The 15,337-nt window shown below is 69.0% G+C and carries 15 protein-coding genes and 1 pseudogene; all 16 read left to right on the top strand.

The window, feature by feature from the left end; all coding sequences use genetic code 11:
• The first annotated feature begins 95 nt into the window (after positions 1-95).
• A complete protein-coding gene (locus AB0F01_RS27905) occupies positions 96-299 on the top strand; it encodes a hypothetical protein (RefSeq protein ID WP_205076639.1) in 204 nt (67 codons plus the stop codon).
• Positions 296-484, top strand: coding sequence for a hypothetical protein (locus tag AB0F01_RS27900; protein WP_225610502.1), 189 nt, complete (start codon positions 296-298; stop codon positions 482-484). Before AB0F01_RS27905 ends, AB0F01_RS27900 begins: the two co-directional genes overlap by 4 nt.
• 140 nt (positions 485-624) lie before the next feature.
• Positions 625-1,209, top strand: coding sequence for a hypothetical protein (locus AB0F01_RS27895; protein ID WP_192229473.1), 585 nt, complete (start codon positions 625-627; stop codon positions 1,207-1,209).
• 262 nt (positions 1,210-1,471) lie between these two features.
• Positions 1,472-2,182, top strand: a complete 711-nt coding sequence (locus tag AB0F01_RS27890) for a hypothetical protein (protein WP_192229472.1) — start codon at positions 1,472-1,474, stop codon at positions 2,180-2,182.
• A 151-nt stretch (positions 2,183-2,333) separates the two neighbouring features.
• On the top strand, positions 2,334-3,437 hold the full coding sequence (locus AB0F01_RS27885) for a hypothetical protein (protein WP_192229471.1): 1,104 nt from the start codon (positions 2,334-2,336) through the stop codon (positions 3,435-3,437).
• Positions 3,438-3,685: 248 nt separating this feature from the next.
• Complete coding sequence (locus AB0F01_RS27880) at positions 3,686-5,302, top strand: FtsK/SpoIIIE domain-containing protein (RefSeq protein ID WP_192229470.1); 1,617 nt, start codon at positions 3,686-3,688, stop codon at positions 5,300-5,302.
• Positions 5,303-5,489: 187 nt separating this feature from the next.
• Positions 5,490-6,488, top strand: coding sequence for a bifunctional lytic transglycosylase/C40 family peptidase (locus tag AB0F01_RS27875; protein WP_225610491.1), 999 nt, complete (start codon positions 5,490-5,492; stop codon positions 6,486-6,488).
• 3 nt (positions 6,489-6,491) lie between these two features.
• Entirely contained in the window at positions 6,492-6,764 is a 273-nt protein-coding gene (locus tag AB0F01_RS27870; RefSeq protein ID WP_192229469.1) for a hypothetical protein, read from the top strand.
• 6 nt (positions 6,765-6,770) lie between these two features.
• Positions 6,771-8,030: a hypothetical protein gene (locus AB0F01_RS27865; protein ID WP_192229468.1), complete on the top strand. Its 1,260-nt coding sequence runs from the start codon at positions 6,771-6,773 to the stop codon at positions 8,028-8,030.
• Between the two features lie 90 nt (positions 8,031-8,120).
• Positions 8,121-9,194, top strand: coding sequence for a hypothetical protein (locus tag AB0F01_RS27860; protein ID WP_192229467.1), 1,074 nt, complete (start codon positions 8,121-8,123; stop codon positions 9,192-9,194).
• On the top strand, positions 9,191-11,380 hold the full coding sequence (locus AB0F01_RS27855) for a hypothetical protein (protein ID WP_192229466.1): 2,190 nt from the start codon (positions 9,191-9,193) through the stop codon (positions 11,378-11,380). Before AB0F01_RS27860 ends, AB0F01_RS27855 begins: the two co-directional genes overlap by 4 nt.
• 376 nt (positions 11,381-11,756) lie before the next feature.
• Positions 11,757-12,203, top strand: a complete 447-nt coding sequence (locus AB0F01_RS27850) for an RRQRL motif-containing zinc-binding protein (RefSeq protein ID WP_192229465.1) — start codon at positions 11,757-11,759, stop codon at positions 12,201-12,203.
• Between the two features lie 17 nt (positions 12,204-12,220).
• A complete protein-coding gene (locus AB0F01_RS27845; protein WP_225610490.1) occupies positions 12,221-12,520 on the top strand; it encodes a hypothetical protein in 300 nt (99 codons plus the stop codon).
• A complete protein-coding gene (locus AB0F01_RS27840) occupies positions 12,517-12,972 on the top strand; it encodes a Pycsar system effector family protein (protein ID WP_318653060.1) in 456 nt (151 codons plus the stop codon). The genes AB0F01_RS27845 and AB0F01_RS27840 overlap by 4 nt, the downstream gene beginning before the upstream one ends.
• A 798-nt stretch (positions 12,973-13,770) precedes the next feature.
• A pseudogene (locus tag AB0F01_RS27835) lies at positions 13,771-13,857 on the top strand (AAA family ATPase); the annotation flags it as partial.
• A gap of 446 nt (positions 13,858-14,303) precedes the next feature.
• A complete protein-coding gene (locus AB0F01_RS27830) occupies positions 14,304-15,305 on the top strand; it encodes a ParB/RepB/Spo0J family partition protein (RefSeq protein ID WP_192229463.1) in 1,002 nt (333 codons plus the stop codon).
• Positions 15,306-15,337 lie beyond the last annotated feature (32 nt).

The following is a 15,337-nucleotide window of genomic DNA, read 5'->3' as shown; positions in this document are numbered from 1 at the left end:
GCCTGCTGCTCGCAGCCGCGGCCGTAGCCGCCGGGACTGCGTGGGACGCGGGCCACCGAGTCGCCGATCTTCACTGCACAAGGTCAGGAGAACAGATGACCACGAAGCACACCCACGGCCCGAACTTCGGGCGCCGTATCGACGGTTGTCCTCGCTGCGAGGAACTGACCGCCGGCGCGGCCCCGGTCCAGCGGCATGGGGCGACCCGCCGCCAGGAAGAACAGCGGGCTGCTGAGATCCGCCACCACAACTGTCGGACGTACGGCTGCGGCGTCGTGTGCACATACGGGGACTGGTGAGCGTGCCGCCCGACGGCCTGTACCAGCGCTACCAGGCAGCCGCTCGTGCCCAGCAGGAGCACACCACCGACTGCCCCCGCTGCACCGACCACGCCCGCTGTGCCGAAGGCGCGCGGCTGTGGGCGACGTTCGAGCGGCTGCAAGACACCTACCTCGCACGCCAGCGCACCAAGCGCACCCGCTGAGCCATCCCCGCTCAGCCGACATCGCCACCTCTGTCGGTTGCCTCCCGTGCCCGTCCCAGCCCCGCTCCCCGGCGGCTGGTACGGGCGCGGAGAGGGGAGCCGGACAGCCCGGACCCACCGAACTTCGAAACGAGGCCCGCATGCCCATGCCGACGACCGCCCCCGCCGTCTCCACCGCCGCCGCTGTGGTGTTCACCGACGCCACGCTGCGCAAGGCGCAGGAGATCACCGCCGCCTCCTACCTGCCGGTGTGGACCGGCCCGTCCGGCGAGGAGTCCTCCGGCGAGGCCGTGGCCCGCCACCTGGAGGCCACCATCACCCTGCTGAACGAGGACGGCTGGATCCGCGCCTACGACCACAGCCGGGACTGGTCGACCGGCGCGGACCTCGCCGACGACGACTCCATGACGGTCAAGGACATGCTGCGCGCGCTGCTGCGGTTCGTCCGCGAGGAGAGCGGCACCGAACCGCAGCGGACCCTGTCCACCGCCCTGCGCCACGTCGGCGAGGCCGGCGAGGCCGGTGACACCGACACCGCCAGCGTGGCGGGTTACGTCCTGGACCGGGTGATCCAGGCCCACACCGGATCCGACTCCGCCCGCGCCATCCCGTGGTCGGAGCGGCAGCACCGCACCCACGCCGACATCACCGCCTTGCTGACCGCGGGCGCCCGCTTCGCCCGCGCCTACGGGCCCGGCGCCGCCGGGTCCGAGCAGGCGGCCTGACCATCCGGCCGTCTGTCGGTTGCCTGACCCGCCCGGCCCCGCCCCGCACCTCTCCGGTGTGGCGGGGCCGGGCGTGGTCCAGGGGAGCCGTGCAGCCGTGCTCCGACTGTCTGCCGGGAGGCCCCCTGTGTCCGTGCCCCGCACGATCCCGTTACGCGCGCCCCTGGACGAGTCCGGGCTGCCGCGCAAGGAGCGCACCGCCCCGACGGGCGGCCCCGCCGCACCGCGTCCGCACACCCCCGCACCTCGTCAAGGAGACGACATGCCCGGCACCTTCTCGGTCCCGTTTCAGCAGGTCCTCGACCGCATCACCCCGCACCTGCCGCCGTACCTGCGGAAGATCGAGCCGACCCCCTACGGCCGGGTACGTTTCGAGTTCGCGCCGTTCACCGGCCACGAGAAGGAGCCCGTCAAGCCGCAGTCGTACTACGACGACCCGCAGATGAACTACGTGCCCGAGTCGGAGGACCAGGCCGAGCACCGCATCCGGACGGTCGCGCGAGACGTCCTGGACGACCTGTACCAGCAGGCGAGCAAAAGGTGGCAGGACGCCGCCTACGTCGCCGAACTCCGCCGGGTCGTACGTGACGCCCCGGACCGCTGGCGGGCGTACGAGCGAGAAGTGAAGGCGCTGGAGGCGGCCTACGCCTACCTGCGCACCGCCGAGGCGGGCCGGGAGTGGCCGGCCGCGGTATCCCGCCTGGTCGACGCGCAGGACCGCACCCGCGCCGCCGCCGCACTGTTCGACGAGCGCGCGGCCGACATCGCCGACGCCCAGTACCGGCACCTGTACGCCGACCTCGGGCACGACCAGGCGCTCGCCGAGGCGGGCTTCCCCGAGGCCAAGGACTGGCACATCGGCGACGGCTTCGGCGGCTACTTCCGCGACGGGCTCACCGCCAAGGTCGACCGCCTCATCGAGGAGCAGGAACAGCACCTGGCCAAGGTCCGCCGCCTGTCCGGCACCAACTGATCCGCCCGCCCACCCGCGATCCGGAAGGAAGGACAGACCCGTGCGCTTCGTCTACCTGCTGGGCATGGCCAGCCCGCTCATCGTCGTCATCGCCGTTGTGCTGGCCCGCTGAGACGCGGCCCGCAACCACTCGCACCTAGAAAGGAAAATCGTGAACAAGCAGAACCTCGCGCCGTCCCCGCGCGGGGCGGTGCTCGCCATCCTGGGCGTCATCACCCTGGGCGTGGCCATCCTGTCGGTGGCCGTCTCCTACGACATCCTCGAACCCCGCTTCGGCGCCTGGGCGGTGCCCACCGTGGGCGCCCTGGACGCCCTGTGGGTGGTCTTCCAGGCCACCGAGATCCTGGCGGGCAACAACCGCAGCCGGGCCCGGCGCGTGCAGGCCGGCGGTCTTGCTCTCACGGCCGTCAACGCGGCCATCCCGACGGTGCACCTGGTCATGTCCGGGCCGGGTGGCTTCGATCTGGCCTATGTCCTGACCCCGGTGGCGATCGTCGCCACCAAGGGCGCCTGGTGGATGGCCATGCCGTCGCTCGGGCGGAAGACGTCGACCGAGACCCTTCAGGGCATTGCCGACAAGCGCCAGGAGGTCGCGGACCAGCTGGAGGTGATGGAGGCCGAGGCCGCCCACCGCATCGAGCTGCTCGACGTCGCCCGGGGCCTCCAGAAGCGCGTCGCCGAGGCCGAGACCGCCTACCGCAAGGCCGTCCTGGAGGCGCAGAAGCGGATGACGGAGGAGCTGCACGAGACGGCCGAGGCCACCGCGGCGACCATCGCGGAGAAGCCGCTGCCCGCCTCGGTCGCGGCCATCGCCCTGCCGGAGCTGGGGACCTGGACGCCGACCGCTCCCGCCCTGCCCATCGCGCCGGACCGTGACGCCACCGGCACGCCCGCCATCGGCCGTCACACCCTCGGCACGCAGGTCAACGCGGGTTCGGACGGCGAGGCGGCACGCCTGGCCAAGCACACCGTCACGCTCGATGAGCTGGCGGCCGTGGCGGGTGTGCCGGTCCCCGGGCCGGGCGTGCCGCTGACGGACGACCAGATCGGCGTCGTACTGCGGCACCTGCGTTACTCCGACGACCCGCCCCTGTCCTACCGCAAGGCCCGTGCCGACTACCGCGCCGCCGGCTTCGTCGGCAGCGAGGAGCGCGTGCGCCACGTGTGGGGCTCCGTCCTCGCGGCCGAGGGCAGCGAGGAGACGTCCGAGGACGCCGAAGAGTCCGAGGACGAGGAAGCCGACGCAGCCAACTGAGAGGGCGTCCACCCCGTTTGTCCGGCACCACCAGTGAGGGCCAGTCCGCCTGCACGGACTGGCCCTTGCCGCGACTGCCGGAAGCCAACTCCCAGTCGACAAAGGGGCGTAGACCCGGCGAGTGACCCAGCGAGCGGATCTTGCGTTCGCAGACCTGGGGAGCAGACCCGGCGAGCCCCCCACAAACCACTGAATCGAATGTGCGTGCGGGCTATGCTCCCACGCCCAAGATCACCTAAGGGGGAGGTTTGGGTAAGAAACAGCAGGCCAGCGACGATGTATACGCGCAGACGGCAGGCGCCATCGGCGGTCTTGCCGTCGCGTTCGGCATCCTCGCCGCCATCAAAGACAAACTCGGGCTGTCGTGGCCGGCCACCGTGCTGTTGACCGCCGGGGTGCTGGTCGCCCTCGGGTACGGTGCCTGGCGGCTCAGGGCCGCCATCGTGCGCCTGGTGGCGGGCGGGAAGCAGCCCGCTGCGACCCTGAAGCAGGAAGCGCCCGCGGAGGGCCTGGTGGCGGCCGAGGAGGCCGTTCCCGCCCACCCGGAGCTGACAGAGGCACTGGTCACGGCCGGGGTCATCGACAAGACCGAGGTGATCCGGGCCGACGAAGTCACCGTCGAACCGGTCTCCACGGGCAAGCGGTACCGCTTTCTCCTGCCCAAGACCCGCACCTACAAGGACGTGGAGAGGCGGCTGGAGAACGTCGCGGGCTGGTACGGCATCAGCCGGCTGCACATGAAGCTGGAGCGCGACCGCAACAACGAGCGCGGCGCGCACCTGCTGATGCTGGACGCGCCGCCGTTCTCACAGCCGTTCCCGGCGCCCACCCGCGAGCAGATCCGGTCCTTCGCCGGGGTGCCACTCGGGCACGACGTCACCGGCCAATTGGCCGGCGTACCGACGCTCGACAAAGCATCAATGGTGGTCGGTGGAATGTCTCAGATGGGCAAGACCACGCTCATCAACGGACTCATCACCTGCCTGCTCATCGCGTACGGGGATTTCGACCTGTACCTGCTGGACGGCAAATTCTGCGGACTGGTCACCTTTGAAAAGGCGTGTGTCCGCTACGAGTCATCGGACGATCCAGCCGTCTTCGAGAGCATCGCCGATGAGCTGATCGACCGTGGTGCCAGGAGATACGAGAAGATGCGGGAGGCGAAGAGGAACCGCGAGCCGGAACCGAAATTCAAACCCGTCATCTTCATCGTGGACGAGGCGGCCGACTTCTTCGCCGACGATGGCACTCCCAAGGGGAAAGAGCGGTCGGCGGGAATTGCGGAGAAGGCGCGGAAGCTTGCTGCCAAGTCTTTGGAATCCCGCATCTCCATGATCCTGCTGACGCAGCGGCCCGACAAGGACGCCATTCCGGTAACGGTACGGAACCAGTGCCAGTATCGGCTGTGCATGTATGTGGAATCCGAAGGAACCGCGAAAGTCACCCTTGGTGACTCGTACTTCACCACCGCCGCCCCAATCAACCCGACTCACCTCAACCCGCAAATCAAGGGCCAGGCAGTCATGTTCGCGGGCGGAACCTCCACTCTCATCCGAGGCTTCAATTTCCCGGATGAATTTATGTGGGAAGTGGTGGACGAAGTGGCCACCCGTCAGCAGAAAGTGCTGGAGACCGCCCCGCCGTCACCGCTCAAGCAGGCAATCGACTTGATGCGGAATGCTGGCGTGGAGTTCATGCCCACGGCCGACCTGGCCCCGGCACTCGGTATCACCGAAACCAGGCCCGGGGAGCGTGGGAAACAGCTCTCCAAAAAGCTCGGGGTAACTCCCGGGAAGGACGAGAAGGGCGTGGTCCGGGGCTACTGGCTCACCGACCTCATCGCGGCCACCGCAGCCGAATCCTGATCGTCGTCAGCCCGCCCGGAAGTCCGTCCGGCGGTCCGCTGAGAGTCCGCCAGGTATCCGCCAGCCAAGCGGCCCTGCCCGTCCCGCGGACGGGCGACCAGCGGACTCCAGCGGACCGCCAGCGGACCCCTATGCCGGGTCTGAACTGGGAAAACAAGCAGAACTGCAGAAGGGGAGGGGGTAACCCTTGAGAGGCTCCACAGCGGCCATCGTCGGGGCCGGCGCGACCGCGGCCGTGATCGTGGCCGCGCTCGTCCAGGCCGCCGGCGACGACCCGGTGGTGGGCGCGGCACTCAGCATGGCCGTACCCGCCGAATACAGAGATCTGATCGAGGAAGCAGGAAACACCTGCCCCGAGGTCAGCCCCAACCTGCTCGCCGCACTGCTCACGCAGGAATCGGGTTTCAACCCGAAAGCCCAATCACCCGTTGGCGCGCAGGGAATCGCGCAGTTCATGCCGTCCACCTGGGAAACCCACGGAATCGACGGCAACGGCGACGGAAAACGTGATGTCTGGGATCCCGAAGACGCGATCCCGTCATCCGCCAAATACCTCTGCACCATCTCCCAGGACGTCGAAAACGTCCCCGGAAACAAGCAGCACAACATGCTCGCCGCCTACAACGCGGGCAGCGGCGCCGTACAGAAATACGGCGGAGTTCCCCCGTACAAGGAAACACAGAACTACGTCCGGTCCATCACCGCTCTCGCCAACCAGCACCAGGGCAGCGGGAAGACGGCAGACACTGGGCAGGCCGCCACTGCGATCAACGCGGCAAAACAGATGCTGGGCACCCCGTACTCATGGGGTGGAGGAAACGCAAACGGCCCCAGCACGGGAACGTGCTGCTCCCCCAGCGGCCAGAACGGAAAAACCGTCCGCGGCTTCGACTGCTCCGGACTCACGCTGTACGCCTACGCGAAAGCAGGAATCACCCTGCCACGCACGGCTGCCGCACAGTACGCGGTGTCCAAGCCCGTCAAGCCCGGCCAGGTCCGCCCCGGAGACCTCGTCTTCTACGGCACCAGCGCAACGAACATTCACCACGTCGGCATTTACGTCGGAAATGGATGGATGATCGACGCTCCCCGGCCCGGCACCAAGGTCCGCTATTCCCCCATGGACACGATGCGCGACCTGTTCGCCGTCGGCCGCCCCACCTCAACCACTAACAAGGAGATCTGACCCATGCGCAAGTTCGTCCTCGCCAAGCCCGTCGACATGTCCACCGGTTTCAAGGACTTCTTCGACACCATCGGGCTGACCGGCGGCGGCCTGGTCACCAAGGGCATCGCCGCCGTCATCGCCGTCATCGCCGTGCGGATGCTGCTCCAGCTCTCCAACGACCCCAAGGGCGCCCTCCGCAAGGGCTCAATGGCCGTCGGCACGCTCTTCGTCGCCGTCATCCTCGCCCTCTACGGGGACACCCTCTTCTCGACCGTGACCGAAGCCAAGGGCTGATCACACATGGCGTTCCGAGCAGACGACCCGTGCGATGCCCTCAAGGGCACGCCGGGATACAAGTACTGCGTCAGGGACGACTCCGGCGGTGGCCCGCCCGATGGGGGCGGGCCACCCGCCCCCGGCGGGAGCCAGGGCATCACCGACGGAGCCGTCACCAACGTCCGGGACCTCGCAGAAAGCCTCATCCGGAAGTTGGAGGGGCTGTTGGCGCCCAAGGACACCTGGGCGCCGGAGAAGGCAGACGACTGGATCTACCAGCAGTTCCTGTGGCTGGGCCAACACCTGGCCATCGCCATCTTCATCTGTGTCGTCGTCGTGTGCGCCCTGACCGCATGGCAGGGGGCACCCCGTCTGCGGCAGATGGGCGCCTCGACCGGATGGACGCTCGCCGCCGTCGCTGTCATGGCAGCGATCCCCGGCGCCGTCATGGCGCTCAACGAGGCCGTCAGCGCCGCATTCAGCACCATGTTTAACAGTGACGGGGCCACCCTGCTCGGCGTCATCCGTGAGGACATGAAGGACGCGGCGGATGCGGACAACCCGCTGTCGATCCTGTTGATCCTTGCAGCGTTGGTCGTCGCACTGGCCTTCGCGACGCTCGTGTTCATGGCCCGCAACCTCGGCATCCTGCTGTTCGTTTGCGCGGCACCCGTGGTGCTGGCGTCGCTGGCCCGCGGGGGCGACACCTCCGCGGTCATGGCATGGGCGCAGCGCCTGCTGGGGCTCATGTTCGCCCCGATGGCACTTCTGCTGGTCAGCCCTTTTGTGAAGATGACGGAGGGGGCGCTTGTGATGGATGCCTTCCTGTTGGTCATCGCGGACGTGCTGATGCTACGGATGATGTTCCACGGCGTGCCGTATGTCGGCCCGAGGGTGGCTCGCGCCGCCCGGACCGCAGTGGAGCGCCGCACGGACAACCGCCTCGCGCATGCGGTCGTGCGGGCCGGTGCGCCGGACGTCTACGAGCAGGAGACGACACCACGCGGTCCGCGCACAGTGGACACCCCGCGCCGGGCCATGGCACAGGACAGGAACGTGCTGTTCGCCGCATACGGGATCAAGGCGCAGGAGCGGCCGGCGCGTCTGACGACCGAGTCAGCCAAGCAGAAGGTCGCGCACGATGCGGCCCGTACGGCGCAGCTCAGGGAGGCACGCAAGCAGGCGAACAGGGCTGCTCAGCCCACCGCTGGCCGGTCCGCGGCCTCCCCGCAGACACCTGCCACCAACCAGCAGCCGGCCCCCAGCCAGCCCGGCAATCCGTAAGTCCTATCCGGCCCCGGTGCCCACCCGCTCCAGCCCGCTGGGGTGGCGGGTGAGCACCGGGGCCGCCCCATCTCCCGAGGAGGAAATTCCGTGTACTCCCTGACGCCCGGCTACCGCGTGCCTGCCCTGCAGCGCGGTCTGAGCCCTGTCGAGACGCTGCTGACGAAGGCCAACGCGGGCGTTGGGAGCGCCGTCCTGATGTCGGCGATGCTCACCCCGCCCCCTATCTGGACGTTCGGCGCGGTCGGTGCCACCGCCGCGCTGCTCAACCTCGCGCCGGGACCGCGATCCGTGGCCCGGTGGGCGGCCGTCGGCTACCGCAGGCTGCGGGAGCGCACCGCCCCGGCTGCCATGACCACCCAGGCCGGAGTGACCACCACCTGGACGCTGTACCCGGAGCACGGCACCATGCAGGACCCCCAACTGCGGGCGGCCTGGCACGAGGCGTTCAGCCGCGGCCTGGCGTTCGCCGGCGGGCAGGCCCGCACCGCAGGCATTCAGGTCCACGTCGCCCACCACACGCGCGTCGGCGAGTACACCGACCACGCGCAGACCCTCTCGGTCCACGTCCCGAAGGGACTCGTGGGCCAGCCTGCCCGCGTTGTGGACACCCTGGCCCACGAGTTCGCCGGCCTCGGCGTCCTCACCCCCGTGGAGCCCGAGCCCGCCCCGGCTGTGGTCGAGCGGGGCCCCGGCTGGGTCGGCCTGGACGATGACCGCTACGCCACGACCGCCCGGATCACGGCCTGGCCCGACGAGACGGACGGCGACCTCATGCCGAAGCTGCTGCTCGGCCACGGCACGGACCGTTCCCTCGCCGTCCTGTACCGGCCGCTGCCAGCCGCGCAGTCCCGCCGGTCCGCAAAGTGGCAACGTGCCGCAGCCGAAGCCTTCACCACCGACAGGGTCAAGGCCGACGCGCACGACCTCGCCAGCAGCGCGACGCACGGCGCGCTCGTCCAGGGCGCCACGCTCGTGGACATCGACGCCTACCTGACGGTTTGGGGAGACAGCCCTGAGGCCGTCATCGACGCCCGCTGGCAGGCATCCCTCATGGCCGACCGGCACCGTATCCGTCTTGACTGGCTCCCCGGCCAGCAGCACCGCGCCTACGTGATGACCACCCCACACGGAGCCTCAACCCGAAAGGGGGCGATCCTGTGATCCGCCTGCCCTCCAGCCACGCGGCGATCACGGCGCCGCTCGTCGCCTCCAGCACCCGCTTCCCCGGCATTTTCGTCGGCCGGTCGCTGCTGGACGGCCGGCCTTTCTGCCTCTCCCCCGTCCTGACCGACCACGCAGTCCTGCCGTCCACGAACTCGCTCGCCCTGGGCGGTCTCGGTTCCGGCAAGTCGACGACGGCAAAGACCCGCGCCCGACGCGAGATCCTGGAGCACGGCCACCAGTACGTCGTCATCGACAGCTTCGGGGAGGACGACGCGGGCGAGTGGGCGCCCCTCGTCCGCTCGCTCGGCGGCCAGGTCATCGAGGCCGGCATGTTCACCCTGAACCCAGTCTCCGAGTTGTTCCCGCGGGAGGTCCGCGAGCAGCTGGTGCGCTCGCTCATCGCCGCTGTGGAGCCCGCCGCCCTCACCCACCAGGCCACCCATGCTCTCCAGCACGCCCTTAACCACCCCAAGGCCACCTCGCTCAACGGCCTGGTGGACGCCCTGGTGCTCCCCGAAGAGGGGCGCTGGCCGGTCGAGAAGCTGACTGAGTGGGGCGAGGGTGCGGCCATCGCCCTGTCCCGCTACACCGAGGGATCGCTGCGCGGTCTGTTCGACGGCGACACCGCCAGCCTCCCCGAGACTGATCTGCCGATCATTTCCTTCGACTTCTCCCGCCTCGACCGCAACAGCCCGGCGATCCCGTCGCTGATGGCGGCCGTGGCGTGCTGGGCAGAGCACGTGTGGCTGCGGCAGTCGACCGCCACGCACCGCCACCTGGTCCTGGAGGAAGCGTGGCAGATCCTGCTGTCGCCGGCCACCAGCGAGCTGATTCAGCGACTGCTGAAAAATTCCCGCAAGGCCGGGCTGTCGCTGGACGTGGTGATGCACACGCTGTCCGACCTCGGGACCGGGCCCGCGCAGGACCTGGCGCGGCTGTGCGAGGTCGCCCACGTCGGACGCCTCGGAGCCGAAGAGGCGGCCCTTGTCGGTGCCCTGCTCAGCCTGCCTCAGTGGGCCATCGACAGGATCCCGGCCCTTGACCCGGGACAGGCCGTGTGGAAGGTCGGACCCGACTACGTCGACATCGTCCAGACGGTCATCAGCGAGGAGGAAGCCAGGCTGACGGACACTTCGTCCCGACGCCGCAAGGCGCAGCAGGCGCTGGCCGTTGCCGTCGAGCAGGACAACGCTGCCGAGACCGTGGCTCCCGCCGTCGACAGCGACGAGGACCAGGACGACGAGGACCTGACCGACGACCTGTTCACGAAGTCCGATTTCGCCTCTGCCGGGGGCGACGACGAGTGGGACTGGGAGATGCCGCCCAACGTCATAGACTCCCGCCACCTCGCCGCCATCGAGGCCGCACGGGAAGGACGCTGCGGTGAAGCCGCAGACCTGGCGGCCCTCGGTGAGCGCGAGGACATCACCGCTCACGGCATCAACTCCATCGAGGCCCTGTCCTGGCTGTCGACCCGCGCCACCGTGGCTGAACTGTGCGGGAACCTCGACCAGGCGGTACAACTGCGCGCTACCGTCGCCCGTATGAGGAAGGACGTTGAGTGGTTCGAGCAGACAGCGGACGACAGTACGTCACCGCAGTGGCACCGCGGACCCTTGCCGACCATGCTCGAACCGCCCACGGATGACCTGCCGTCGGAGAAGCCGCGCCGACGCACCTGGCCCTACATCGCAGTGATTGCCGCCCTGGCTCTCGCCGCCGGCGGCGTGTGGCAGAGCTCCGAGGACGACAAGCAGGCTCAGGAGCGCCAGGAGCAAGCCGCCGCCTACAAAGGGCTGTCAGTGACGGAAGTCAACATCGACGGAGTGATGACCAAGGCCAGGGCAGAGTGGAGCAAGGACAGCCGGTCTGTGATCCTGTCGGTCCGGGTCGACATGGAGGAGAACCCCAAGTTTGTCCGCATCGACTCCGCTGAACAGACAGCCCAGGAGAAGACGGGTCCTCTGGAGGAGGGACAGATCCCCATGCCGATCCGGCTGGAGGTCAAGGTGCCAGTCAAGGACCACTACGAACCAGTTCGGATGACTGTCGCGGTGGGTGGCCCCAAGTGGAAAGAGGGCTCTCGGGCCCCGCGCCGCACGATCGAGTTCCGCTCGGACCGGACGGCCGTCGATGCGGAGACCGGCAAGGAACTCAAGCAGTACTACTCCAAACTGCTCTGACCTCTCGTTGCCCAGACCTGGTGCCCCGTACCCGATGGTGCGGGGCACCAGCGTTCCCCGGACGCTCCGCCCGGTCCTCGCCCATCCGCCCCGTGCGAGGGTCGGCCAGGCCGTCCGGCCTCCCGCACGACCATCCCCCACGCCCGGGTCACAGCACCCCGGCACCGGCCACGCCCGGCCCGCACCACACCGATACGGCCCTCAGCCACCCCGCCTGAAACCAGCTCCCATCCCGCGCCCGCCGACCACGTCGGCGGGCGCGGCGCTGTCTACAGACGTCCGGAGGAACGCTCGTGCTCCGATCGCGCCGCCAGGCCAGCAAGCCCCACCCGCAGTGCCTCGGGCCCTTCCACCTGTCCCACGCCCGGAGCCCGCGATGAGTACCCGCGCCCGACGCCGACAACCCGAGGCGACCCGGCCACGCACCGAGCAGGGGCTACCCGAATACGACTGGGGCACCGCCCCGACCGACCAGCTCGCCACTCGCCGCCAGCTGCGCGTTGCCGGGCTGCGACCCGGCGGCCAAGAGCCCGCCGCCATCCTGCGCTGCAAGGCATGCGCCACCCGCCCGAACCGCGCCTGCACCCGCCCCGCCTACCTCTACCGCGTCGACCTTGCCCAGCCGGTCCGGCCCATGACTCTCGCCAAGGAGGCCGCCCTGGACAAAGCCATGGCGGCCCGAACCACTTGCCCGGCCTGCCTGCGCCGTTACCAGCACTGCTTGCCGTTGCGCACTCTTGGCTCCTGTTTGGAGTGCTTCGACGGCACCCCTGCCGACCCGTCCACGTACATCCCGCCGACCGGACACCGGCTCGCTGCCTGACGAGAGGAAATCCACCCGTGAGCACTGCCACCTTGCCCGGGGACGACTGGATCCGCGGCACGCACTACGCCATCTACATCGAAGCCCGCAAGCCCGACGGCACGGGCTACACCCTGCTGTGCCTCGGCCCGTACACCCAGGCCCGGCACGCCTCCCAGGACGCCGACCGGCTCACCGCCGCGCTGGACGGGCAAGAGACCACCACCGTGCCCGGGTTCCGAGTCTCCGCGCGGCCCGCGCCGTTCGACGTCAGCGACCACAAGCTGTTCACCGACCCGTACGAGGCCGACGCCGTCGAAAGGGTGAGCGCCAGGTGACCACGACCTCCACCTCCCGCATGGACACCAACCTTGATGCTGCGTGCACCGCAGTCACCAACGAGATCAGCCGCACGGACAGCAAGGCATCCCTGCTGCTCGCCTTCAACGGCGCCGTCCTCGCGGGCCTCGCATCCGTAGCCGACCGCGACTTACCCACCGCGACGAAGGCCGCCGGCGCACTCGCCATCCTTGCACTGGGCGCCGCCGCCGTGCTGCTGCTCCTGGTCGTCCGACCCCGACTGCGCGGCGACGACCGCGCATCGTTCCCATACTGGGCACGGCTGAGTGACGCCGAAATCCTGGCCAGCATGGACAGCGACCACCGCGCCGCCTGTATCCGCGTCCTGTCCGTCCTCGCCGTACGCAAGTTCACCTACCTACGACGTGCGGTCGACCTGATCCTTGTGGCCCTGCTGCTGGCCCTGCTGGCCGCGGGCCTCGCGGGGTAGCTGGCGACCACTGGCAGAAGAAAACAAGATCGTTCGTGCCCAATTAGGCAAGAATCCGACCCGATCACCCATCATGGGCCCGGCCTCGCGCTCTCGCGGGGCCGGGCCCTTTTGCGTTTCCCCACGCACCTCGGGCGCGGTCCGCCCGTGGGCGATGCGGGGCGAGGATCCAGGCGTATACCGCGGTATACACGCTGCCCGCACCGCGGTCGACGGTGAGGCGGGTGCCGGGGGTGATAACTCAGTTATCACCCCCGGGACCGCTGGGAGGAGCGCAGGGGCCGGCGTGCCCTGGCTTTACAGCTGAACTCGCCCGGCCGAAGCGGACGCCGACGCTCGCACAGGAGTAGGCGATGGCCGCGCGGAGCACATGTCCGCCACCTCGTCTCCGACTCCGACGTTCACCGGCTTCTGTGTTTGAGGCCCGGCGCCGATCTGTAGAGGTCGGCATCGCGGTCGACGGTGAGGGGCAGACGTATACCGCGGTATACACGCAGGACCGCGACCTCACCGCCGACGGTGAGGGGACAGGCGTATACCGCGGTATACGCCTGGACTGCGACCGCACCGATTCAGCCCAATCCCACCCCGTGCTCCAGCCATCTGAGAGGCTATGGCCCGTCCGAGTACCAGAGCCCAGCTCTGGGAAGCACACGGAAACGGAGCACCATGCCTTCCTCAGTTCTCGTCGTGTCCACAGACCCGCAAGGGTCCACAATCTGGTGGGCTGACCGCGTCGGCGACAACCTCCCCTTTGACTTCGCCGCCGCCCACGAAGACCCCGATAGCCTCGCCAGCCTGAAGGACCTTGGCGCGCAGATCCACGTCATCGCCAACCAGAAGGGCGGCGTCGGCAAGACCACCACCGCCGTCAACCTCGCCGCCGTCACCCACGACGTCCTTGGTCAGAGCGATGACCGGCAGCACATCTTCATCGACACCCCCGGCAGCCTCGAAAACGAGCACATCCTCGCGGCCGCCCTCGATGTCGCCGACGACGTCCTTGTCCCCATGCCGCCCGAACCGCTCGCCTTCGACCCGACCGCCCGCACCATCGAACGGGTCATCGTCCCCCGCGGCCTCCCGTACACCGTGGTCATCAACGCGTGGGATCCGCGCGACGGCAAGGCCGACCTTGAGGACACCATCGCCTACATCGACGCGATGGGCTGGCCCCGCGCAAAGACAGTCATCCGCCGCTACAAGATCCACACCCGAGCGGCATCCGAAGGCAAGGTCGTTACCCAGTACGCCGACAACGGCACCACCCTCCGCGCACGCGAGGACTACTTCCGTCTCGCCCTGGAGCGCGGCTACGGAGGTCGCCGCTGATGGCAGGCAAGCGCGTATCCCTCGCCTCCCTCGCCGGAAGCAAGGTCGAGGCCGTCCCGGGCGCCAGTCGCCCGGACCTTGTCCACGTACACCCCAACCTCGTGGCCCCCACTCCGCTCAACCCGCGCCGAGCGTTCGACGAAGCCGAACTCGTCGAACTCGGCGAGGACATGCGCAACGGGCAACTCCAGCCCTGCGTGGCGGTGAACAAGACGGCTTACCTCAAGCTGTACCCGGAGCACGCCGACCGCCTGCCAGACACCTGCCGGTACGTCATGGCCGCCGGTGAACGCCGCTGGCGCGCAGCCCAACAGGTCGGCCTGGACAGCCTCGACCTCATGCTCCGACACGACCTCACCGAGAACCGCGTCCGGTTCCTCGCCGCGGTCCTGTCGGAGAACGTGCAGCGCGCCAACTTCAACCCCATCGAAGAAGCCGACGGCCTACGCGCCATGCTCGAACTCCACGACGGCAACCAGGCCGCAGCCGCTCGCGCGATGGGCAAGTCCAAGGCGTGGTTCAACCAGCGGATCGGACTACTGCGCCTCTCGGGCGAAATGGTGCAGCTCGTCCTCAAAGGTGAGCTGACTGCCTTTCGGGACATGCGGCGCTACGCTGCGATGCCCCAGGACGAGCAGTACGCAGCGTGGAAGGCCGATCAGGAGCAGCCTCGCCCTGTGCCGTCACCGGCTCCGCGACTGGAAGAGCCGGCCAAGCCGACAGAGGCCGCGTATACCGCGGTATACACCCCCTCCGCTCCCGCTTCAGTGCCACCGACGTCGTCAGCCACGGACAGCACCGTGCTTCCGACCGGACAAGTACCGCAACCACCGTCTGTGGTCCCAGCCCAAGCAGCCGAGCCCGCAAAACGGCAGCCGGTGCTGTTCCCCTATGACGACGGGAAGTTCGCAGCCCAGCTCCTGATGCGCAAGATGCCTCCGGACCAGCTCGACGTGCTGACCGACCTCTTGAACGAGCAGCGGTCCAGGAAGAGCGTCTGAACGGGCCCCCGCCCCGGGTCCTGCCATCACGG

This window comes from Streptomyces sp. NPDC029526 (assembly GCF_040637405.1).
Lineage (GTDB): Bacteria > Actinomycetota > Actinomycetes > Streptomycetales > Streptomycetaceae > Streptomyces.
This window is presented reverse-complemented; position numbering and strand designations above follow the sequence as displayed.

Coding starts and splice junctions, on each gene's coding strand:
- AB0F01_RS27905 (WP_205076639.1), top strand. CDS start 96: ATGACCACGAAGCACACCCACGGCCCGAACTTCGGGCGCCGTATCGAC.
- AB0F01_RS27830 (WP_192229463.1), top strand. CDS start 14,304: ATGGCAGGCAAGCGCGTATCCCTCGCCTCCCTCGCCGGAAGCAAGGTC.
- AB0F01_RS27890 (WP_192229472.1), top strand. CDS start 1,472: ATGCCCGGCACCTTCTCGGTCCCGTTTCAGCAGGTCCTCGACCGCATC.
- AB0F01_RS27865 (WP_192229468.1), top strand. CDS start 6,771: ATGGCGTTCCGAGCAGACGACCCGTGCGATGCCCTCAAGGGCACGCCG.
- AB0F01_RS27895 (WP_192229473.1), top strand. CDS start 625: ATGCCCATGCCGACGACCGCCCCCGCCGTCTCCACCGCCGCCGCTGTG.
- AB0F01_RS27850 (WP_192229465.1), top strand. CDS start 11,757: ATGAGTACCCGCGCCCGACGCCGACAACCCGAGGCGACCCGGCCACGC.
- AB0F01_RS27870 (WP_192229469.1), top strand. CDS start 6,492: ATGCGCAAGTTCGTCCTCGCCAAGCCCGTCGACATGTCCACCGGTTTC.